Below are 21,046 nucleotides of genomic sequence, written 5' to 3' on the forward strand. Positions count from 1 at the left end.
GACCCGCCGCGCCGGTTTTTCGGGAAAGTCGATGATGATTCGCTCACTGACAGGGATTGCGACAACGGCCTGCTGCCTGGCGATCGCAGGTGGTTGCGCGAGCCTGCCCGATACCCAGTTCCTGGGAGATCGCTACGCCACCCAGGCGGCGCGATTTGAAAACGCCTGGGGCCCGTTATCGGCGAAGCGTAGCTCTGCCATCGTCACGAATCTCAAGCGAAACGCCGGAGATGCAGCGCTTCTGGACAAGCAGATCACACTCGAGCAAGCCATCAGTGGCAGTCCGCTCGTGGTCGGCAATGAGGTCCGCTTGTTGCAGGATGGCCCGGCGACCTATCACGCCATGTTCGCGGCCATGGCCGCGGCGAAAGATCACATCAACCTGGAGACCTTCGGCATCGACGACAGTGACGTAGGGCGACAATTCGCCGATGTGCTGATCGCCCAGCAGTCGCGCGGCGTCCAGGTGAACCTGATCTACGACAGCGTTGGTGCACTCGGCACGCCCAGAACCTATTTCGATCGACTACGGGCCGCCGGAATACAGGTAGTGGAATTCAATCCGGTAAATCCGTTGTCGACGCGCAAGCCTTGGACGCTGAATCATCGCGATCACCGCAAGCTCCTGATCGTCGATGGGCGCACCGCGTTTCTCGGTGGCATCAACATCAGCAGCGTCTACTCGAGCGGCTCTTCCGGCAGGCGTCGTTCGGACTCGACCGCCAAGGCAGGCGCGGCGGGCGGGTGGCGCGACACGGACGTGCAGATCAGCGGCCCGGTTGTCGCCGAATTTCAGAAACTGTTCGTGCAGACCTGGAACAATCAGAACGGAAAACCGTTGACCGAGCTTCACTATTTTCCCGAGCTGTTGCGTCAAGGCTCGGAGATCGTTCGCGCCGTTGGAAGCACGCCAGATGATCCGTTCAGTCTCATTTATCTGATGCTCATCGCGGCGATCAGCAATGCGGAACAACGTGTGTATCTCACCAACGCCTACTTCGTCCCCGATCCGCAGCTGGTCAAGGCGTTGGTCGACGCGGCGAAGCGTGGCGTCGACGTCCGACTGATTCTGCCCAGAAACTCCGATTCGGCATCGGCGTTTTATGCCGGCCGCTCGCACTACGAGGATCTGCTGGAAGCCGGCGTCAAAATCTACGAGCGACGCGGCGCGCTGTTGCATGCCAAAACCGCGATCGTGGATGGTGTCTGGTCGTGTGTCGGTTCCAGCAATCTGGATTGGCGCAGTGCGCTGGACAACGATGAAATCAATGCGGTCGTCCTGAGCCAGACATTCGCACAAAGTATGGAGACCGCCTTCACCGAGGATATGGCCGCTTCCGATGAGATCAGCCGGGAAAGCTGGAAGCACAGGTCATTGCTACTGCGGCTCAAGGAGTGGACAGCCCGGTTGTGGGGCCGTCTTCTATAGTCGCTTAAGGGCGCGGCGTTAGCCCGGCAATCTGTTGAGTCAATCGCCAAAGCCCGAAATCAGGGTGCCTGTAAAGCTGACAAGAGGTCCCCGCATGTCAGTCGCCGCTGCTGTTCAGAGATCCTCATGCACCCCGTCCGGAACGGGTTCGCCTATTCGTCTGTAATGCTCCGGGTTCGGGCGACTTAGAACCCTTAACAAAATGAATGAAGGGGCTGTTAACCCTCGACGAATGCTGTTAACCTTTTCATTGTTTCGACGACGAAAAGGACATGGCCAAGCCGATACTCGACGACGAACTTTGGGCACTCATCGAACCGTTGCTGCCCCCTCCCAAACTACGGCGAACCCGTTATCCGGGGCGCAAGCCGCTCGACAATCGTGCGGTGCTCACCGGCATTCTCTTCATCTTGCAGACAGGCCTGCGCTGGGACCTGCTGCCTCGCGAGATGGGTTGCGGCAGCGGCATGAGTTGCTGGCGTCGCCTACGTGACTGGCAAGCCGCTGGCGTCTGGGAGCAGTTGCACGAGGTGCTGCTTGCGCGATTGCGCGCAGCCGACCAAATCGACTGGTCTCGCGTCATCGTCGATTCCTCTTCAATCCGCGCTGTGGGCTCAGGTCAAAAACAGGACCGAATCCCACAGACCGCGCGCGACCCGGTTCGAAGCACCATCTCATCACCGAAGCGCAGGGCATCCCGCTCGCTGTGATTCTGACCGGCGCCAACCGCAACGACGTCACTCAACTTCAGGCGCTGGTCGAGGCAATTCCGCCAATCCGCGGCAAGCGCGGCAAACCACTATCAAAGCCTCGGGTCGTTCAGGGCGACAGAGGCTACGACCATGACAAATATCGCCGTCCACTGCATGCCGCCGGCATTGCAACCGAAATCGCTCGACGTGGCCAGCCTCATGGTAGTGGGCTAGGCAAAACACGCTGGGTTGTAGAGCGGACCATCTCGTGGCTTCACAACTTCCGCCGACTGCGCATCCGCTTCGAACAGCTCGCTTTCATCCACGAGGCTTTCCTCAGAATCGCCTGCTGCATCATATGCTGGCGACACCTGAAAAAGTCATTCTGTTAACACCTCTTAGTCCAGTTTCGGCCTCGATGACATGGACTCTGATGGCTTCGCAAATCACGCGGGCTCTCGACGGATGCGTGATTCCATCCACGATGATTTCTTCAGGTGCGTGCCAGTCGATCCCGCGCTTTCCGAACGATGGCGATAACGCTGCGTCGCGGACACATTTCAAGCAAGTCGATCTACGATATGTGCGGCCTGTCTGGAAGTCGGTACGCTGCTGTACCCATGCCAGAACGTCGGTTGAAGTGGCCGCGTCGCGAGAGCGGCGCCCGAGTGCCTGTTGCGCCACTGGTTCGATTTGACCGGGCAAACCATGCCGGTCATGTCCGGCCAAGCCTCACCGGCGCCTGCGATGCGCGATGCCAAGACGAGCTGTGCCAAGGCACTTCCGTCACCCCGACACGGCAGGCTCGCGGCATGGATCGATCGTGCCGGCTGACACTTGCGCGGCAGAGCATGACCGCGCCTCACGTCACGTCGCGCAAGGCAACGAGGCGGATACGTCGGCAACCGAGCTCACGCCACAATAAGACAATCACCGAGCGCAATTGAAAACGCGGCCCGTCGAGGCGCCGCGTTTGCTGCGATGATTGGGAGCGAATGGATTTGTTGACTTCGGCTCTTGACTTCGTTGGCGCACCCCCTCAGTGGGTTCCTTTACTTGGGTTCTTGTGCCTCATTCTTAATCGCCTGGCCTCCCTTCGAAATGTCCTGGCCTGCGCCCGCCATCGTGCTGCAGCCGGCGAGAACTGCGGTACCAGCAATCAGCATCCATGCAATCAATCGAATCATTATCTTCCCCTTGTTCAAATCACGATCGACCAGATTAATTTTAGACAATTTTGCTGTCGGTGCCGTCGGTGCCGTCGGTTCCGTCTGTTTCGCCTGTCGGCATCGTTTGACGCGGCATAGACCTCCGCAGCGATTTTCAGAAATCGTAGCATCCGCCCCCCATGCGCGACTGGCGGTGACGCTCGCGAACCAGCTCTATTTCGAAAAGGCGCAGCTTCCCCAGGCGATGCTCAACCGTCTCATCCGGCTGGCCGCTTTCCAGAATCCGGCGTTCTACCGGGCCCAGGCACGCGGCTTCAGCGTATGGGACAAGCCGCGCATCATCGGTCGTGCCGAGAACTGCCCGCGCCACATCGCGTTGCCGCGGCGCTGCCTCGACGACGTCATGACGCTGCTGCGCGACAACGACGTCACCTGCGACATCCGCGACGAACGTTACGCGGGCGAGCCGCTCGTGGTGTCGTTCGCCGGCACGTTGCGCGATGACCAGCAGACGGCCGTGGCCGATCTGCTGCGGCATGACACCGGCATCCTGCATGCGCCGACAGCGTTCGGCAAGACCGTGACGGCAGCGGCAATGATTGCCCGGCGGGGGTGTCAGCACGCTCGTGCTCGTGCATCGCCGGGAGCTGCTTGAGCAGTGGCGCGAACGCCTGCAGTCGTTTCTCGCACTCGACGCGCGCGCGATCGGCACGATCGGCGGCGGCAAGTCGAAAGCGACGGGCCAGATCGATGTCGCGATGCTGCAGTCGGTGGCGCCCGATGGTATCCGCGGCCAGCTGTTGCAGCGTTGCGGCCATGTCATTGTCGACGAATGTCATCACGTCTCCGCGGATTCCTTCGAGGCCGTGCTCAAGGGCGTCAATGCACGCTACGTGCTCAGCCTGACGGCGACGCCGGTGCGGCGCGACAGCCAGCAACCCGTGATGTTCATGCTGTGCGGACCGAACCGGCATGCGGCGAAATCGCCCGCCGGCGCGCCGCAGGTGCTTGAGGTCTTCCCGCAAAGGCTCACCTCCACGGTGGACGTCGCGGCCGACGCGCCAATCCAGGCGGTGTTCGCACAGCTCGCGCAGGACACACCGCGCACGCAGATGATTGCGGCGGCGGTACGTGAACAGTACGGGCAGGGGCGTAACGTGCTGGTACTCACCGAGCGGACGGACCATCTCGAAAGCCTGCAGCAGATGCTGCAAGACACGGTGCAGTCGCTGTTCGTGCTGCACGGACGGCTCGGTAGAAAAGCGCGCGCCACCCAGTTGGCGGTCCTTGACGCGCTGCACAGGGACACGCCACGCGTCGTGCTCGCAACCGGCCGCCTGGTCGGGGAAGGCTTCGACCACCCGGCGCTGGACACGCTGGTACTGGGCATGCCGGTCCGCCTGGAAGGGCACGCTGCAGCAGTACGCCGGCCGGCTGCACCGCGAGCATGCAGGCAAGACTGGCGTGCGGGTGCTCGATTATGTCGACGGCGGCCATCCGATGCTGCAGCGCATGTGGGAGAAACGCCAGCGCGGCTACCGGGCGACGGGCTACCAGGTATGCCCGCCCGGAGAGGCGCTCCAGCTGGCGCTCGCCTGAAATCGGGCTACCGATCCACATTCCGTACCGCTTCCGGCCTCCAGGGGCGGCTTTCGGCCCATCACATTGTATAACCCTCCTTTATCGCAGGCCAATAGCGCCCAAATCAGACCGAGCTTGACCGCGTGCGTTGATACGTATATACATGGTACGTAATACAGTACGATATTCGAGCGAGGAAGCAGATGGCCCGCACCGGTCTTACGCGCATGGACGTAAAGCGCGCCCGCGAGGCGTTGCTCGCGCAGGGGCAGCACACATCGATCGACGCGATACGTATCGCGCTCGGCAACACGGGCTCGAAAACCACGATCCACCGGTACCTGAAGGAACTGGAGGAAGATGAGGGCGCGTCACTCACACGCGCCGGGTCGCTCTCGGACGCGATCCAGGATCTGGTGGCCCGGCTCGCGGCCCGCCTGCATGAAGAAGCACAAGCCCTCGTCGACCAGCAGACCGCCGCTGCGGCCGCGCAGCGCCAGCAGGCGCAGTCCGAAATCGCAAGGCTCGGTGCTGAGCTGGCCACGGTGCGGGAGCAGCTCTCTGGCGCGACCGCCGCCCTTTCCGTGGAGCAGGAAGCGCACGCCGGGACTCGCGTGGCGCTGCATCAGCGCGACCTGGACGTCGAGCGGCTCACCCAGCAGGTAGGCGACCAGACCGAGCGCCTTGCCGAGCAGGAAGGCTTCCGCCTGTCGCTTGAGGCCAAGCTCGTGCATGCGCGCGATTCCCTTGAGCACTTCCGTACGGCCTCGCGCGAGCAGCGCGAACAGGAAGCGCACCGACATGAGCAGCAGGTCCAGCAGGTGCAGGCTGAGCTACGCCAGGCGAACCAGACGGGCATCGTCCGGCAGAACGAGATCACACAGCTGAACCGGGACAACGCGCGGCTCGTCGCAGAAGCGACGGCCACGACCCGGCTCGCACGCGATCAGCAGGCACATGGCGAGGCGCTGCAGTCCGCCCTCAATCGTGCGCTCACCGATCGGGCGCGCGCCGAGGCCGAGCGCGACGCAGCGCACTCGGCAGCCGATGCGCGGGCAGCCGAGCTGCTCCAGGTACGCGAGGCTCGCGACTCGCTCCGCGCGGACCTCACGAAGCTGGCCGCGCAGCTCGAAGCACAGCAGCAGCTCCTGGTGGACTACCGGATGCGGCTGGGCGGCGCGGACGCGGCGGGCTGAAAGCGCCGCATCGCGTGCCGAAAGGACATCACAATGGCCACGCGCATCCTTCCCGAGCTACGCAGGAATGGCTGGCAGGTGACGATGAGCGAGGCATTCCGGTTCAACGCCATCGAGATCGAGCCCATCGACGGCGGCCTGCGGCGGGCGGGCGATGGCTGGTTCGATGTCGAGATGGGGATCACCGTCAACGACCGGACTGTTCGCCTTGAACCAATGCTGGCTGACCTGTTCCGGCGCGATTCGCGGTGGCTCCCTGGCGGGCTCGATACCATTGCCGACAATGAAGCAGTCGAACTGAAGACCGATCGCAACGAGCGGTTAGCGGACGTTTGGATGGCGCGATTCGACGTTGAGCCAACACGGGCAAAAGCAGGGCGAACACGCCGTACCTTCTTGATGTGCAAAGCGACTTTCCCGCAGGACTGACAACGCGGGTCATGCGCGGCCCCGCATCTCTCCCGCCGCCCGTGGCCAGTTCATCGGCCGGCGGGCCCCGCAGGGGCCGGGCCCAACTGCTTGAGCGCGCGCGGCGCCAGCCTTTTCGTCAGGGCGAACCGGATTCTAGGCGTGCGCGGCGCGCTCCAGCACTTCGCGCGCGGCGCGGCCAAGCACTTCCTCTGACCACTGGTTGACACTCTCGCCAGAGACAGCCGCCGCAATGCCCACGCGTGCATGGATGTCAGGATCAATGCGGAGCATGAGTTTGCCCGACGCGGGTTTCTGCGGCTTGCGGCCGGCCTGCTCGCAGTCCGTCAGGTAATGATCGACCGCCGCATGAAAATCGACTGTGAGCTCGTCAACGGTCGAGCCGTGAAAGCTGATCTTGTCGTCAACGCCGAGTACATGCCCGACGAAAATGTTGTCGCGCCCGTCAAAGTCGATGCGGGCGAAATATCCCTTATAGGTCATTGCATTGCTCATGGCTTGATCCCCATTTCGCTAAACCAGTCGCGCAAGTCTTCCACCTGATACCGCTTCGCCTCTTTACCCGGGTGCGGGCGGTGATGGTAGCGGCGCTGGCCGTTCAGCGCGAAGGCGATGCGCGACCCCGCGCCTTCGTGGATTTCGCCGCCCAGGGCGACGACGAGCGATTCAATGTCCGAAAACACGATGCTACCCAGGGTCGGTTTCGTGTAGATCGCGGCGAGGGTGCGGGCGTGTTTCGTCTTCATGTCCAAATGATAGCAAAAAGTGATATCCACGTGCAATCAAAAAGTGATATCACAAGCGGGTCGACAGATCGCCTTTGTCGCCGGCGCGACGGCTTGCGCTCTGGTCCATCACGGCTGGCGGACGCGGCGCGGGCTTGTCCGCAAGGCATGGTGGCGGCGCACCGGGAGCGGAGCACGGCAAATCGGCTGGGCCGGCCACTTCGACAGCGTGCCGTTCACACTGGGAGGAGTTTCCGCATCCGCTCGTGCCCGTCTGGAGCTTGCCTTGAACGAGAGCTCGGCGCCGGATGGCCCCGCAAGGCAGGTAGCGCGTCATGGCCGGCTACAGCTCGCGCGATTCCCCCCCTGGTCGACGTCGTGCCTGGCACGCCTCGGGCGCGGAACGTCGCGCCTTTTGCGCAGTTTCAGGATCGCGCCGGGCGTGCCGCGGTGAAATTCCGCCTGTGGTTGCGCGGGCCCGTCGGTGGCGACCGAACCACAGGACGTGCCTCCGTCAAACCTGCCGGTCATCGCGTGGGCACATCGTCCCGGCGTCGTCAGGCGACACGACGGGGCCGCCCGCGGAGCCGGCGGGCCGGATCGCACGAGCGCGGGGTCCGGGATGCCGGAAGCGCGCTTCGCCATCGGCTAGATAAAAAATACAACGTAATACGCCTTAAATCTAACGATATCTGTACGATAATTCACATTATGCTTATTATGGGGAATTGACTGTAGCCGCCAGTCTGGCAGAATGTGCGCAGGCACGGCAGCCCGTCAGGGCGCCAGAATGAACCGCAAACCTGACCAGGATGGTCGATGACGACGGAACCCGGCTTGCCCCTCGCGTTACCTGTCCGATATGCCTCGGCGATCCAGCGGCGCGCGGGCCGGACCGGCGGCGTCGGCGCAAATCTCGGCGACGCGGCGCGCCGGCAGATCCGCGCCGAGACCGACCTGGAAGCCGTCTCGTTGTGGCTGGCCAACTATGTCGATAGCCCGGCGACGCACGCGAGCTATCGCAAGGAAGCCGACCGTCTGCTGCTCTGGGCGCTCGCGGACGCCCTCCAGGGGCCGGGCACGATCGCGCAGGAAGACCTGCACCTGTTCCGCGCCTTCCTGGCGGCCCCCGACCGGCGCAACCCCATCTGGACGGTGATTGCCGAGCTCAAGCCGGTCTCGTCCCTCACGCACGAGGACCTGGCGCGCTACCGGCAGTTCCTGGCCGATCCCCAGCCGGCCTCGGCATGGATCACGGAAGGCGGCGCCCGCTATGCCACGGACGATCCGCGCTGGCGGCCGTTCGCGGGCAGGCTCGAGCCGGCCAGCATCCGGCAGGCCGTCGTGATCCTCGACAGCCTGTTTGGCTGGCTGGTCGAGGCCGGCTACCTGCGCGGCAATCCGCTCGGCCTGCTGCGGCAGCGGCGGCGCCGGCCGGCCCGGCGGGTCACGCGCTATCTGCCGGCCGTCATGTGGCAGCACGTCAAGGATTACGTGGCGGCCATGCCAGAGCAGGAGCCGCAGCAACAGCGCGGCAAGGCGCGCGCGCGGTGGCTCACCACCCTGTTCTATCTGCTCGGCCTGCGGATCTCGGAAGTCGCCGCTGGAACGATGGGCCACTTCGTGCGTGAGCTCGGCACCGACGGCACGCCGCGCTGGTGGCTGGAGGTCGTGGGCAAGGGGCTGAAGTACCGGCGCATCCCGGTGTCCGAGGAACTGCTCATTGAGCTGAAGCGCTACCGCCAGGCGCATGGCCTCGAACCGTTGCCCGGGCGGGGCGAGCTCACCCCCCTGCTCCTGCCTTATCGTCGCCGCAAGGGCAACGCCGCGGGTGAAGGCGTTGACCGCAAGACCGTGCATAACGCGATCAAGGCGGTGTTCGCCAAAGCGGCGGACTGGGCCGAGGCCCGGGGCGGCGAGCATGTCGAGCACGCGGCTCACATCCGGCAGGCGTCGGCACACTGGCTTCGGCATACGGCCGCCTCGCACATGCTGGACAGCGACCTCGATCTGCGCACGGTGCGCGATAACCTCGGGCACGATTCGATCAACACGACCAGCCAGTATGCGCACGAAGAGGACGACCGCCGCCACGGTGACACGGTCGCGAATCATCGGATGAACTGGCGTTGATTCTCAATGAGCATTCAGCCCTGCCCGGGCAGACACCGTAGTCAGTCGCGACGCGGCTGTACTACATTTCCGGGCGGGGCCCTTTCCAGTCTGACTCCGATCGGCACGCCGACGCGCGCCTCACCCAGGGAGTTCACCTGGTAAATTTCTTAAATGCTGCACATGATCGGCCCGAAGTATCGACGGCACACGCAGCGCGAGGCCGGCTGATGAATCAGACGGTGGTCAACTGGGTGACCGGAACGGATTGATCACCGTGAGCTGATCGAATATCACCTGGCCATGTTGCATGTCTTCGCTGTAGAGCACTTCGCAACCTTCAAGCAACGCGAAGGCGATGATGCACGAATCGTAGAACCTGAATCCGTAGTGTCCGGCGATACGGCGTGCTTCCCTGTGGACTTCAAGCGTCATTGGCACGATCTCGCAGAACGATTCCACATCGCCCAGGAGGACATCGATCTCAGGCCACGAGAGCCCCATTTTCCGGCTCATGACGAGTGCGACCTCGTTCATGACCTGCGTGCTGATGACAGGTTTCGGAGTCCCCCGCGACACCAGCGCCTCGGCCTGGTCAGCCTTCGCGACGTCGCCAGAGAACAGGTAGACAATGACGTTGCTATCGACGGCAAATCGCGTCGGTGCCTCAACGGTCATTCAGCGTTTCCCCTGTCGCTGAGCGATTCGCGATCGAACTTGAAATCGGCAGGCAGGCGCCCGCGGTACTTGCGCAGGCGCGCGATCCGCTCGGCGACGGTCGGCTTTTTGCTTAGCGAGAACGCGCCGGATTGGTCGGCATAGATCTCAATGTCGTCGCCCTCCTTCAGACCGAGTGCATCCACGACACTCGCAGGCAGCCGGACAGCGAGGCTGTTGCCCCATTTTGCGACTTGCATGATTACCACCTCCGGTGGATATACGAAAATTGAATTGTATATCTATACCGGTGTTTTTCAAGTCCGGGGCGGTTGCGATCATTACCTCCCGGGTGATCAATGAGTGCAGCGCACATCGGCACCTGCCGGGTAAGCGCGCGGTTGCCGGCACGCGCTCCCAAGAACTGTGCGTGCGACGTCAGCCGCATACAGCTCAAGCCTTTCAAAGCCCGGGAGCCCGGGCCGGTTTTACCACCGAGAATCCGTGAACACGCGCATGCCGATGACACGCCGGGTGCAGCATCATCAGATTGCCCGGCGAGTCCGTTCCGCCATCGATTAGGCTGAGGTTGACAATCATTGAGAGGCCTCCTGGCCGCCCAGCAGAGGGGGCGGCCAGGAGGCGTCCCGCGAAGTAATTTTGTTTCATCCTCCCCCAAAGAAAGCCCCGCGCTGCGGTAAGCCAACCGGACAGTTTTTCAACTTTACTTTCCGGAAATGCGAACTAAACTTGGACCTTGTTGATGAAGGGAAGTAAAGCTGGAACTTTGCGGAGGAATGGTGGTGGCTGACGTTCGTCCGGTCGATCCTGCGTTGCAGTTTGACTTTCACCCGGTCGCCATTCAGCGCTCGAAATGGACGCACCAGTTCCACGTCTGGAGCCCCAAGCTCTCCCGACGCCTCTCGCTTTATTCGCATGCGGCTGTCGACTTCTGGGCCATGATCGAGTCGTACGCTTCGGTTTTGACGTTCTGTGAGTATCCGGGACTTATTCTTGTTGACCAGAAGCCCCGTATTGTGGACTTCGTGCTTCGTCGGGACGATGTAACCGAGTTCGTCGTCGTGGAAACCACGCGCCTCACTGCGATTGACGCCGGGTTGATAGAAATCCTCGATCCATTGCCTGTCTCGACGGTGAACGCTGATGCACTACAACCGCATCGCCAGTGGATCGACAACTGGATGCGCATGTTGCCCTATGTCACAAGCAACGGCCCGTTCCTCTCGAATGAATTTCTCGATCGGATCGAACAGGGCCTGGCGTTACCGAAGCCGCTGTACGCCATCGAATACGAGGCATTGCCGACCGATCCAGTCCTGACACGCACCGCTGTCTTCGATCTGACTCGACGAGGTCGGCTTGTAAGCCCGGATCTGCGCGCCGGCGAGCTTAACAGGCATACGCGTTTCAGGCAGGTTGTGGCGACAGAGGGCGCGTCGTGAAAACGCCGGACTGCCTTACGCGTCGGGCACTCGCCCCGGAGCTGCGTGATCTGCACAGCTGGCCGACAGTTGATCCGTCTGCACTGCCGGAAGCGCGCCGGACGATTTTTCTGCGCCGTGAACAGGCGATTCGTCAGTACCTGGAAGACCGGAGCCTGACACTGATCGAGAGTGCGACCGGAATCCGGCGCGCGCAGCTGTACCGCTTGCTCGCCCGCTGCACCACGCCACATGCCGACGGACGTATCCAGGGCTTCCGCGCGCTGGTACCTCATGTGCGCACGCGGGGCTATGTGCGTACCCGGCCCACGCAACCGGCGGTCCCCGGCAAGCGGGGCGGCGCGGCGGGAGCGATGGCGCAGTTGCTCGCGCGGCATGAGGTGCTGGCCGAGTTCCTGCAAAGGCAGATCCAGCTACACAAGGTCTACTTCGGCGCGCGTGGCGAACTGCGCGGCCTGCGGGCGACGCACCGGGAATTCCTCAACCGCTGTCGCGAGCTTAATCTGACGGGCAGGCATTATCCCTTCAATCAGGATCTTCAGGGCATCCGCAGCCTGGCTGCAGCCATCCGTCGCCTGGTGGCAAACCAGACATTTGCGCAGGCGGCGCGAGCCTCAGGCGCGCTGCGCGTCCAGCCACTTCGTCCTCCACCGGATCAGATGTCGCGTCCGCCGGTGACACGTCCGTTCGAAGCGGTCGAATTCGACGGACATAAACTGGATATCCGTCTGTGCATCCGGATGACGGACCCCATTGGGCTGGACAGGGATATCGAACTCGAACGCGTGTGGCTGCTCGTTGTCATCGATGTATGCACGCGGGCGGTGCTGGGCTGGCACCTCGCGCTGGCCACCGAATACAACCGGCACGACGTCATCAGGACCGTACAGAACGCCCTGCAACCCCGCCGCAAGCGAACGACCTTCTCGATTGCCGGTTTGCGTTACGAATCGCGCGCCGGGTTTATCAGCGAGGCCGTTCGCGCGGCCGAATACGCGACGTGGGACTGGTTACGCTACGACAATGCGCGCAGTCACCTCGCCGGCGAGACACTCGCCACCGTATGCGACATGATCGGCAGCCACGTCGATGCCGGCCCCTACGCGGAGCCCAACGAGCGGCCGTACATCGAACGGTTCTTCGGCACGGTTGGCAGCACGCTGTCGCATCGGCTTCCCGGTACAACAGGCTCCAGCGCCCAGGATGTGCGGCGGGCCCTGTGCGAACCGGACGGCAAACGCAGCCTTCTGGTGAGCAGCGAAGAACTTGCCGAATTACTCGACGTGAGCTTCGCGAATTACAACGGAACACCGCATGACGGCCTGGGCGGCCGTTCCCCCATTGAGATGATGCAGCATTTCGCACAGAAACCTGGCGTGCTATGGCGAACACTTGCCGAACGCTACCGGCAAAACCTGATGCTGCTGCAGCCCGTTCATGAGGCCATTGTGCGCGGCAACCTGCGTCGCGGCGTGCGTCCCTATGTCAACCTTTACGGGGTCCGGTATTCCAGCGGCGTGCTCGGAGAAGCGTCCGGACGGATCGGCAAGCCGTTGCGGATATATTTCGATCCCGAGGACATGCGTGTCGTGACGGCGTTTCTCGCGAGCGGTGAGGAGATCGGTCCGCTCAGGGCGGCCAGACCATGGGACCAGACACCTCATTCGTTGCGGCTTCGACAGGAAATCCTCAGGCTGAAGCGTCTCAAGGAAATCGACTACGGCGATCTCTCCGATCCCGTCGAGGCCTACCTCAAGTATCAGCAACGCAAATCCCGCACGAGACAGCGGCGAATGCCCCATCGCATCGCCGAAGCCGCACGTGCCGTTGAACAGCGCGACACGCGTGACGAAATCACCGCGGAAACAGCATCGACGGAATCGGACAATATCCCTGCCGTGAGCCTGCCCGAGCTCGGCAAGGGGCAGATCTTTCGCTGACCATGACGACCGACTCATTACGGCCATCGCCGATCGATGAACATCCGGTTGTGCTGCGCAGGTATCGCATCCCGACGCCATCGATCGCGCAATTCTATGCGTTGCTGGTGCGCTGCCTGTCGTTGCGTACCGGAGCGATGGTCTATGCCCGCTCGCGGGTCGGCAAGACCTATGCGATCCTCTTTCTGGAGTCCCTGCTCGCGTCACAGCGCCCCGCCTTGCCGATCCTGCGCATGCGCTGCCAGCACAAGCGCATTGCGACCGAGACGGCTTTCTTCAGTGCCCTGCTGACCATGGCCCGGCACAAGGCGAGTTCCGGACGTGATCCGACACAGCTGCGGCACCGGCTTTCACAGCGTCTGCTCGAAATCGCCGATCAGTCACACAGCAGCGATATCCTCGTTTTCCTCGACGAAGCCCAGCATCTGGGCAGCTCGGAGTTCGAGTGGCTGCGTGACATTCACGACGAACTCGAGCTCGAAGGCGTGCGCCTTGTGACCATGCTCGTCGGCCAGCCCTCGCTGCGGGCGAGGAAGAGCATTTTCCAGCGTGATGGCGAAGAACAGATTGTCGCCCGCTTCATGACCGAAGAATTACCCTTTCACGGTGTGCGCTCCGCGCACGAGTGTTCAGCGTGTCTGCAGGGATACGATCAGGGCGAATATCCCGAGAACTCCGGCTGGACGCATACACGCTTCTTTTTCCCACGCGCCTGGGAAGCGGGCATGCGTCTGGCGGCCGAAGGCGGTGCCCTCTGGGATGCCTTCGACGACGCGCATAAACGAGCCCAGCTGGTGGGGGAATTAGAGATACCCATGGAATTCTTCACGCGCGCGGTCCAGCACATTCTTTACCAGTATGCAAAGCGCGATTCCACCAGTTTTGCCTTTTCCAGGGCAGTCTGGGACGAAGGTGTCGACGTGTCCGGCTATGTGCGCGCCAGGAAATGATGACGCCCGGCCAGTGGCCGAAACGTTGCCGTGGCAGGTGTGCAGTCCGGTTTCTGTCGCTCAGCGGCGAACTTATACGACGCGTGCGGCATGGACTTGCGCGGTGGAGTCTGCGTGGTCGCGGTTCGCAAAATTTCAGCTGCTCAACCGCCTGAACTGGACACAACTCGGCGAGGCCCTGGCGATCCTGCCAGCAATCAATACGGGCGAGGGCATTGATCTCCGGGCGGCCGATGCATTCAGGCTCCCCGACCTGGCCGACACCTTGCACATTGGCCTGCACGACCTTGAAAATTCGTTTTGCACTGCGAATCGTATCGATGCGTTGCTCGACGCGGCGAGCCCGTCGCTGCGATTCTGCCTGACCTGTGCGTCGGTGGGTTTTCATGCAACGCTTTTTCAGTTCACGGCGTTCCGGCATTGCCCCATTCATGGATGCGTGCTATGCGAGGCCTGCACGGGTTGCGGCCAACCGCTCGCGTATCGCCTCCACGCTGGGCTCGTACGCCATCCATATGCATGCCCGGTCTGCGGTCGCTCCCTGCTCGCCGCGGCCTCGCTTCGCCGCCTGCGCACGAAGACCGGTATCGACGCGACGGGGCTGGATCGCCTGCGCGCATGGCATGAGTACTTCTTCCGGTATGTGCAGTTGCTCGGCCCAGGCAGGCGGCGTATGCGCGATGCGGCCGGACAGTACCTTCCCGGCGACGAAATCCAGGCGAGCTCGGATATTCCCCGTCGACTCATGTTTATCGGCGAGCTGGAGCGACACCTTCGCCGGCCGCCAGAGCTGCCCCGCGTCGATCCCGCACCCCGCGCCAGTGTACACAGCGGGAACGGCCCTCGTCCTTCAGTGTGTCCGCCGGCCCGCTTCGCCTGGGCGGACGACTGGCCACACCTCGATCACACATGCATCATGCTGTGCGCCGTTTACAGGAAGATCCGGAAAAATCGTGTGCGCCGTCTGGCGCGTTCAGTCCGGCCTGTACAGCCAGAGGCCGTCTCCGTTCGCCATTCGCCTGAATTCGGATTGTTGCTGTGCGACGGCAATACCGCTGCCCAGTCGATTGCCCTGCTGGGATGGCGCCTGTCCTGGGAGAGGCGCTTCAGTATGCAGACACTCACGCGCTGCCAGGGAAATTATCCGCCTTTTGGATTGCTTGAATGGCTGGCCTTCATGCCGGCCCATTTGCCGCCCACAGTCGGCCCGCAGGACTGGCTGCATCGCCATTTCGTTCACGCACTTGACCAGACCTGGAACGCATGGCGCACAATCGCATCCGGCATGCAGGAAAGCGGCTGCTACGTCGTCTCACCACTGCTCTTCCCCACGCGCATGCTCTGGATGGATTACGCCGACGACGGGGGTGCCCTGGGCATTGTGCGTTCGCGCACGCATGTCGTCCCGCTCCGCGAGGCGGCCGATCGCACCTGATCTGATCGCAACTCGCACCGCCCGCCGTCCTGGAACCGTTATGGGCGCTTCCCTCTGTCAATCGCGCACTGAGATTGCCCCGGTTCGACCGACGGATTTGCAGTCAGTGAATTGACTGCCGTATGGCGGCGTCCAGCCCCTGCTTACCTTTACCAGACCGGAAACACGACGTCCGGTTGCGGCGTAAATTGAATGCCCGTATCGGGGCAGGTTACGCGTCCCTTGACGGTAACCCGCTGGTTCCGGTACGGCAGCAGTGAGCATGAGCGCGTTAGTTGATGGGAATTCGGGGTGTTTTGGGCGTCCAGCGTGATGTAGCGAGGGGGATCTCCCTCAGGCATCTTGCACAAACGACGCCCAAGGGAGAGTCTCACGTCTGCCAAGACCAGAGACTTCGCCAGTGTGCCACGTGAGAGCCAACGACCCGAACTTTTATCAACTGCTGCTACGTATTGATCAGGATTACGCCGACCAGACACGGGAACAGGGTTGCCTCTGTGGCGGCGTACTTCATAGCGCCCGTTACCCACGCAAGCCGCGCGGAGTTTCACACGAAGCCCGCTACCACTGTGATTTCCGCTACAGCTTCTGCTGTGCCGACTGCCGCCGCCGCACCACGCCTGTCTCCGTGCGCTTTCTTGGCCGACGCGTCTACGTCGGCGCAATCATGGTCGCCGTCAGTGCCACCCGTGCCAGCGCGGGTTCGGCCGCGGCAATGCGCCAGCTCGATGACCTTGGCGTGCCGCCCGCGACGATTGCCCGATGGCGCGACTGGTGGACCACCGACTTCGTCAGCACACCATTCTGGACGCTCGGACGGGCGGCGTTCATGCCGCCTATCGATACCGCGCTGGCACCGGCAAGCCTGCTCGAACGCTTCGTTGCCAGGCGACCTCCCGGACCGCTGCTGAGCCTGCTGCAGTGGCTTTCTCCGCTTACCAGCGCCAGCGCAATGGGCGCCGTGCGTGATGGACGGTGATCGCCCGCAGAACTTCTCACTCGCCCCCCTCGGAACGCGCCGGTAGTCTCGCCTCTCCCCTGAATCGCGGTGCGACGCACCGCATCCCTGGAGAGAGCATGACTGAACTTCACGATTTACCCCTGCGGGATCGTTGGGCGCGGCTGCGCTTCGCGATCGTGGGCCCCTTGCTTGCCGCACCACCTGAACCCGGCCAGTTGCGCGAACTCATCACCGTACTGGCCACCAAACGCTGGCGTCATCCCGTCACTGGCGACGACGTCCAGTTTGGCCGCTCGACCATCGAACGATGGTTCTACAAGGCCCGCAAGGCCGCCCACGACCCGGTAGACACCCTTCGCAGCCGCCAACGTCCTTCTGGCGCCGGCGCACTCCTGTCGCCCGCAGCGGTCCAGGCGATCCGCGCGCAATATCACCAGCACCCGGGCTGGACCATGCAGCTGCACTTCGATAACCTGAAGGTCATCCTCGGCGAGGCGGGTGTACCGTCCTATACGACACTTCGCCGTTACCTGCGCGCCAAGGGGATGTATCGCGAACGCAAGCCGCGTCATACGAGCACCGGCGCGATGCTCGCCCGCGATCGTCTCGAGAAGCTCGAGGTACGCAGCTTCGAGGTCGAACACGTCAACGCGCTCTGGCATCTCGATTTCCACCACGGTTCGCGCAAGCTGCTCACGCACGACGGCCAGTGGATTACACCGATGCTGCTGTGCGTGCTCGATGACCGCTCGCGCGTCGTCTGTCATGCGCAGTGGTTCCTCGACGAGACCGCGCGCAGTCTGATTCATGGACTGTGCCAGGCGTTCCAGAGACGAGGGCGACCGCGCGCCCTGATGACCGACAACGGCGCGGCAATGCTTGCGGAGGAAACAACCGCCGGGCTGCACACGCTTGGCGTGCTGCATCAGACGACGCTGCCATATTCCCCCTATCAGAACGCCAAGCAGGAGACGTTCTGGGCCCGCATCGAAGGCCGCGTGATGGCCATGCTTGAGGGCGAACCCAATCTTACGCTCGAACTGCTCAATCAGGCCACCCACGCCTGGATCGAGCGCGAGTATCACCACGCGCATCATTCTGAGATCGGCGCCACGCCGCTCAAGCGCTATCTGGCCGGCCCCGATGTGGGCCGCGAATGCCCGTCCAGTGACGTGCTTCGCGCCGCGTTCCGTATCGACGTGACGCGCACCCAGCGGCGCTCGGATGGCACGGTCAGTCTGGACGGCACACGCTTTGAGATCCCCTCGGCTTACCGGCATCTGCAGCGCGTGCAACTGCGCTATGCACGCTGGGACCTGAGCCGCGTCGATCTCGTCGATGCCAGCAGCGGCGCAGCACTGTGTCCGCTGCACCCACTGGACAAGGCTGCGAACGCCGACGGGCACCGCCGTCGTCTCGATGCCGTCGATGTCGTCGAGCCGATTCCGGACAGTGCACCCGGCATCGCGCCGCTGTTGCGCCAGTTGCTGGCCGAGCACGCCGCAACCGGCCTGCCGCCGGCCTGGATTCCCGCCGACTGGCAGGAGTACGTATGAGCCAGCGTCTGCAAGCCCTCTATGGCCTGAAGTGGAACCCGTTCTCGCCGGAGCTGCCGCTGGAGGCCATCTACGTGCCGCCGCGCGTCGAGAACTTCTGCTGGCGCATCGAGAACGCGCTCGTGCGTGAAGGCGGCTTCGCGATGATTCACGGCGAACCCGGCACTGGCAAGAGCGTCGTCATGCGCGTGCTGGCCGAGAAGCTCGAGCGCCTGACCGACCTGACGGTCGTCTCGATCAATCACCCGCAAAGCAACCTCGCCGACTTCTATCGCGAGATGGGCGACATCTTCGGTCTGGAGCTCAAGCCGCACAACCGCTGGGGCGGCTTCCGGTCGCTGCGCGACCGATGGCTGTCGCATCTGCAAAGCACGCGCCGACGTCCGATCCTCTTGATCGACGAAGCCCAGGAGATGAGCGCCGGTGTGCTCAACGAACTGCGGCTCATGGCCAGCGCCCGATTCGATTCGCAACCGCTTCTGTGCGTGGTGCTCTCCGGCGACACACGCCTGACCGACAAGCTGCGATGCGACGAACTGCTCCCACTGGGCAGCCGTATCCGCTCGCGTCTGGCGACCGAGAAGGCTTCGACCGATGACCTGCTGGCCTGTCTCGACCATCTGCTCACCAGCGCCGGCGCGCCGCAGTTGATGACACCACCGCTGCGACACACGCTGTGCGAGCACGCCCTGGGCAACTATCGAGTCCTCACCACGCTCGCCAACGAACTGCTCACCACCGCCGCTCACCGTGAACTGCCCGAACTCGACGAGAAGCTGTACTTCGACGTCTTTGCCCCTTCAACGTCATCCCCGCGCCGCGTACCGGCGCGCCAGCCCAATGGAGCCCGATAGCATGTCCCGTAAAACATCTCCTCGCCCGGACGGGGCCTCCCGGCGCTTGCCGCTGCCCGAACTCTCCGATGAAGCGGCCTACATGATGCAGTTCTTCCTCGAGGATTTCTATCTGTGGTTCAGCCGCGCCTACGCCACCCAGATCCGGCGGTATCGCGAGCCCTGGTATCCCGGACCGGAACAATCGCCACACAGGACTGCTGACGAGCCGTTCTGAAACCGAAACGTCCGCGGGGAGCATCGGCTCCCCGTTTTACTTCTGTCAACGCGCTCGATCAGTTGAGGGCGCAAGGGCGCGGTGCCGTGCCGTGACGCTCGCAGTTCCGGCGCCGTCACCCGGTAACGATATCTGGAGGATGGAATGGCGCAATCAACTGCGCAGAGACAGGCCGCCTGGCGAGGCCGCCGACCGACGGCCGGCAATTCCGGCAATGGCGATCGAAGGCTGGACGTGTGGGTGAGCGCCGAGGCGAATCTCGCGCTGGCACGTCTGGCGCGCCGTCACACGGTAACGAAACGCCAGATGCTCGAACAGCTCATCGCAAACGCAGATGATGCGATCGTCCGGGAGCTCGATCCTTATACGCCACAGTGGAATAGCTACTTCAACACGCCGGGCCGGTGAGCAGCAGTTACCGGATAACGCGTCAATCAAGGGGATCGCGCACCTGTCAGTCGCGCGCGTGATGGGTGTTCCGTCGCGATCTAAACGGTATTCTGTAGTGCGAGATATTTGGCGTTGAGACAGCGGCGGATGTCTCGCGCTCAGCGAGAATGGATGAACCGCAGTCGAGCGCGAGACGTAGATCGACACCCGGCGCAATATTGTCGCGCGCTGCAAGAGCAACGGCCCCGGGATGCTCGCCCGGGGCCGTTGCTCAGAACGGATCGTCGATGTGATGCCGCACCGGGGCAGCCCATGGCTGCCTGCTGCGCTGGATCTGCTCTGCGTATGCGCTGCTGAACCACAGCAGCCAGTCGCACAACAGTTGCTGGATCTGGAGCGCCGCCTCGTCGGTGAGCGCGGGCAGCGGCGGCGGTCGTGGCCCGATACGCGTGGACGGGGTGCGTGACTGACCTGGCTGCTGAGGGCGGCGGCTCATCGCATTTCCCCAATCGCCTGCTGCAACAGTTCGTCGGGCAGATGGTTCAGCCCTTTGGGCACAGCCAGCTGCATGGCGGTGCGCAGGATGCGCCCGGCGTTGCGCGGCAATCCGCGCGAAGCCTGGCGCAGCAGTTCGAGCCCGGTTTCGGAGATCAGCGTGTGGTTGCAGCCCGCGGCCTTGAGTGCGTGGGCGATGAGCTGTGCGAAGCGGGCGTGCTCGGTGACGGGCTGCAGTTGCACGCGGGTCTGGATGCGGCTGTAGAGCGCGGCGTAAGCGTTGCGCTCGAGCATCGAGGCCAGCTCCGGATGGCCGGCAAGCCACACGGTGATGAGACTGCGGGCGTCGAAGGCGAAGTTCAGGAACGAGGGGAAGTCGCGGAAGAACTCCGGCGGCAGGTTCTGCGCCTCATCGATGATCCACACCGGCAGGACCTGCTTGCCGTTGGCCAGCTCGGTGATGCGCTGCTTGAGGTCGCGCCACAGGTCTGCGCGCCGGTAGCTGGGTTCGAGCCCGAGTTCGCGGGCCAGCGACCGGTACAGGTCGATGCGCCCGAACTCGGTCTCGGACAGGTAGATGGTCTGGTAGCGGTGCGGATTGAGGTTGCGCGTGAGGTGGCGCAGCATGGCGGTCTTGCCCACGCCGGGCTCGCCGGTGAGCAGGCCGATGCCGGGGCTGTCGAGCAGCCACTGGAAGCGTTCGGACAGGCGCGCGAGCGCGCCATCGTCCCACAGATCGATGCCGTCGGTGTCCAACGGCGCGCAACGCAGGCCGAAGTGTTGGCGGTACATGTG

Annotated in this window: 22 protein-coding genes and 1 pseudogene; 16 read left to right on the plus strand and 7 right to left on the minus strand. The window is 63.2% G+C overall.

Annotation, left to right across the window (positions count from 1 at the left end; genetic code table 11):
- Positions 1-31 precede the first annotated feature (31 nt).
- Positions 32-1,429 carry a cardiolipin synthase gene (cls, locus tag L5014_RS24925; protein ID WP_238466490.1) on the plus strand — a complete coding sequence of 466 codons (1,398 nt, stop codon included), beginning with the start codon at positions 32-34 and terminating at the stop codon, positions 1,427-1,429.
- 272 nt (positions 1,430-1,701) lie between these two features.
- Positions 1,702-2,513, plus strand: a protein-coding gene (locus L5014_RS24930) for an IS5 family transposase (RefSeq protein WP_238466491.1) whose coding sequence is annotated in 2 segments (ribosomal slippage) — positions 1,702-2,050 and positions 2,050-2,513 — 813 coding nt in all. Because the reading frame shifts where the segments join, the coding sequence is not laid out codon by codon here.
- Positions 2,514-3,173: 660 nt separating this feature from the next.
- Here the strand turns inward: L5014_RS24930 and L5014_RS24935 are convergent.
- Positions 3,174-3,308, minus strand: a complete 135-nt coding sequence (locus tag L5014_RS24935) for an entericidin A/B family lipoprotein (RefSeq protein ID WP_154565978.1) — start codon at positions 3,306-3,308, stop codon at positions 3,174-3,176.
- 175 nt (positions 3,309-3,483) lie between these two features.
- Between L5014_RS24935 and L5014_RS38825 the strand changes: the two genes are divergently transcribed.
- The 4 genes and pseudogenes from L5014_RS38825 to L5014_RS24950 form a co-directional block, all read left to right on the plus strand.
- On the plus strand, positions 3,484-3,945 hold the full coding sequence (locus L5014_RS38825) for a hypothetical protein (RefSeq protein WP_338019322.1): 462 nt from the start codon (positions 3,484-3,486) through the stop codon (positions 3,943-3,945).
- Positions 3,917-4,963 (plus strand): DEAD/DEAH box helicase, encoded by a 1,047-nt coding sequence (locus L5014_RS38830; protein WP_338019323.1) that lies wholly within the window; start codon positions 3,917-3,919, stop codon positions 4,961-4,963. Before L5014_RS38825 ends, L5014_RS38830 begins: the two co-directional genes overlap by 29 nt.
- 111 nt (positions 4,964-5,074) lie before the next feature.
- Positions 5,075-6,067 carry a DNA-binding protein gene (locus L5014_RS24945; RefSeq protein WP_238466492.1) on the plus strand — a complete coding sequence of 331 codons (993 nt, stop codon included), beginning with the start codon at positions 5,075-5,077 and terminating at the stop codon, positions 6,065-6,067.
- A gap of 48 nt (positions 6,068-6,115) precedes the next feature.
- Positions 6,116-6,391 (plus strand): annotated as a pseudogene (locus tag L5014_RS24950) (hypothetical protein); the annotation flags it as partial.
- 240 nt (positions 6,392-6,631) lie between these two features.
- Here L5014_RS24950 and L5014_RS24955 read toward each other — a convergent pair.
- Both L5014_RS24955 and L5014_RS24960 read right to left on the minus strand, forming a co-directional pair.
- Positions 6,632-6,991, minus strand: coding sequence for a type II toxin-antitoxin system HicB family antitoxin (locus L5014_RS24955; protein WP_238466493.1), 360 nt, complete (start codon positions 6,989-6,991; stop codon positions 6,632-6,634).
- Entirely contained in the window at positions 6,988-7,242 is a 255-nt protein-coding gene (locus tag L5014_RS24960) for a type II toxin-antitoxin system HicA family toxin (protein ID WP_238466494.1), read from the minus strand. Before L5014_RS24960 ends, L5014_RS24955 begins: the two co-directional genes overlap by 4 nt.
- A 798-nt stretch (positions 7,243-8,040) precedes the next feature.
- On the opposite strand from L5014_RS24960, the gene L5014_RS24965 reads away from it, so the two are divergent.
- Positions 8,041-9,354, plus strand: a complete 1,314-nt coding sequence (locus L5014_RS24965; RefSeq protein WP_238466495.1) for a tyrosine-type recombinase/integrase — start codon at positions 8,041-8,043, stop codon at positions 9,352-9,354.
- A gap of 225 nt (positions 9,355-9,579) precedes the next feature.
- Here L5014_RS24965 and L5014_RS24970 read toward each other — a convergent pair whose 3' ends face one another.
- On the minus strand, positions 9,580-10,011 hold the full coding sequence (locus L5014_RS24970) for a PIN domain-containing protein (protein WP_238466496.1): 432 nt from the start codon (positions 10,009-10,011) through the stop codon (positions 9,580-9,582).
- On the minus strand, positions 10,008-10,250 hold the full coding sequence (locus tag L5014_RS24975; RefSeq protein ID WP_238466497.1) for an AbrB/MazE/SpoVT family DNA-binding domain-containing protein: 243 nt from the start codon (positions 10,248-10,250) through the stop codon (positions 10,008-10,010). The genes L5014_RS24970 and L5014_RS24975 overlap by 4 nt, the downstream gene beginning before the upstream one ends.
- A gap of 537 nt (positions 10,251-10,787) precedes the next feature.
- On the opposite strand from L5014_RS24975, the gene L5014_RS24980 reads away from it, so the two are divergent.
- The 9 genes from L5014_RS24980 to L5014_RS25020 all read left to right on the plus strand — a co-directional run bounded on the left by L5014_RS24980 (position 10,788) and on the right by L5014_RS25020 (position 19,774).
- Positions 10,788-11,453, plus strand: coding sequence for a hypothetical protein (locus tag L5014_RS24980; RefSeq protein WP_238466498.1), 666 nt, complete (start codon positions 10,788-10,790; stop codon positions 11,451-11,453).
- Positions 11,450-13,393 carry an integrase gene (locus L5014_RS24985; RefSeq protein ID WP_238466499.1) on the plus strand — a complete coding sequence of 648 codons (1,944 nt, stop codon included), beginning with the start codon at positions 11,450-11,452 and terminating at the stop codon, positions 13,391-13,393. Before L5014_RS24980 ends, L5014_RS24985 begins: the two co-directional genes overlap by 4 nt.
- 2 nt (positions 13,394-13,395) lie before the next feature.
- Positions 13,396-14,343, plus strand: coding sequence for an ATP-binding protein (locus L5014_RS24990; protein ID WP_238466500.1), 948 nt, complete (start codon positions 13,396-13,398; stop codon positions 14,341-14,343).
- 103 nt (positions 14,344-14,446) lie between these two features.
- Positions 14,447-15,778, plus strand: a complete 1,332-nt coding sequence (locus L5014_RS24995; protein WP_238466501.1) for a hypothetical protein — start codon at positions 14,447-14,449, stop codon at positions 15,776-15,778.
- Between the two features lie 409 nt (positions 15,779-16,187).
- Complete coding sequence (locus L5014_RS25000) at positions 16,188-16,757, plus strand: hypothetical protein (protein ID WP_238466502.1); 570 nt, start codon at positions 16,188-16,190, stop codon at positions 16,755-16,757.
- A 98-nt stretch (positions 16,758-16,855) separates the two neighbouring features.
- Positions 16,856-18,295: a DDE-type integrase/transposase/recombinase gene (locus L5014_RS25005; protein ID WP_238466503.1), complete on the plus strand. Its 1,440-nt coding sequence runs from the start codon at positions 16,856-16,858 to the stop codon at positions 18,293-18,295.
- The gene (locus tag L5014_RS25010; RefSeq protein WP_238466504.1) at positions 18,292-19,149 is read left to right on the plus strand and encodes an ExeA family protein; all 858 of its coding nucleotides are present in this window, start codon (positions 18,292-18,294) and stop codon (positions 19,147-19,149) included. Before L5014_RS25005 ends, L5014_RS25010 begins: the two co-directional genes overlap by 4 nt.
- A gap of 1 nt (position 19,150) precedes the next feature.
- Positions 19,151-19,366 (plus strand): hypothetical protein, encoded by a 216-nt coding sequence (locus tag L5014_RS25015; protein ID WP_238466505.1) that lies wholly within the window; start codon positions 19,151-19,153, stop codon positions 19,364-19,366.
- Between the two features lie 144 nt (positions 19,367-19,510).
- Positions 19,511-19,774: a hypothetical protein gene (locus L5014_RS25020; RefSeq protein ID WP_238466506.1), complete on the plus strand. Its 264-nt coding sequence runs from the start codon at positions 19,511-19,513 to the stop codon at positions 19,772-19,774.
- A 253-nt stretch (positions 19,775-20,027) separates the two neighbouring features.
- Here the strand turns inward: L5014_RS25020 and L5014_RS25025 are convergent, their stop codons facing one another.
- Positions 20,028-20,252, minus strand: a complete 225-nt coding sequence (locus tag L5014_RS25025) for a hypothetical protein (RefSeq protein ID WP_175657767.1) — start codon at positions 20,250-20,252, stop codon at positions 20,028-20,030.
- A complete protein-coding gene (locus tag L5014_RS25030; protein ID WP_063599709.1) occupies positions 20,249-21,043 on the minus strand; it encodes an ExeA family protein in 795 nt (264 codons plus the stop codon). The genes L5014_RS25025 and L5014_RS25030 overlap by 4 nt, the downstream gene beginning before the upstream one ends.
- Positions 21,044-21,046 lie beyond the last annotated feature (3 nt).

Origin of the sequence: Paraburkholderia tagetis (assembly GCF_022213065.1) — a bacterium.
Lineage (GTDB): Bacteria > Pseudomonadota > Gammaproteobacteria > Burkholderiales > Burkholderiaceae > Paraburkholderia > Paraburkholderia tagetis.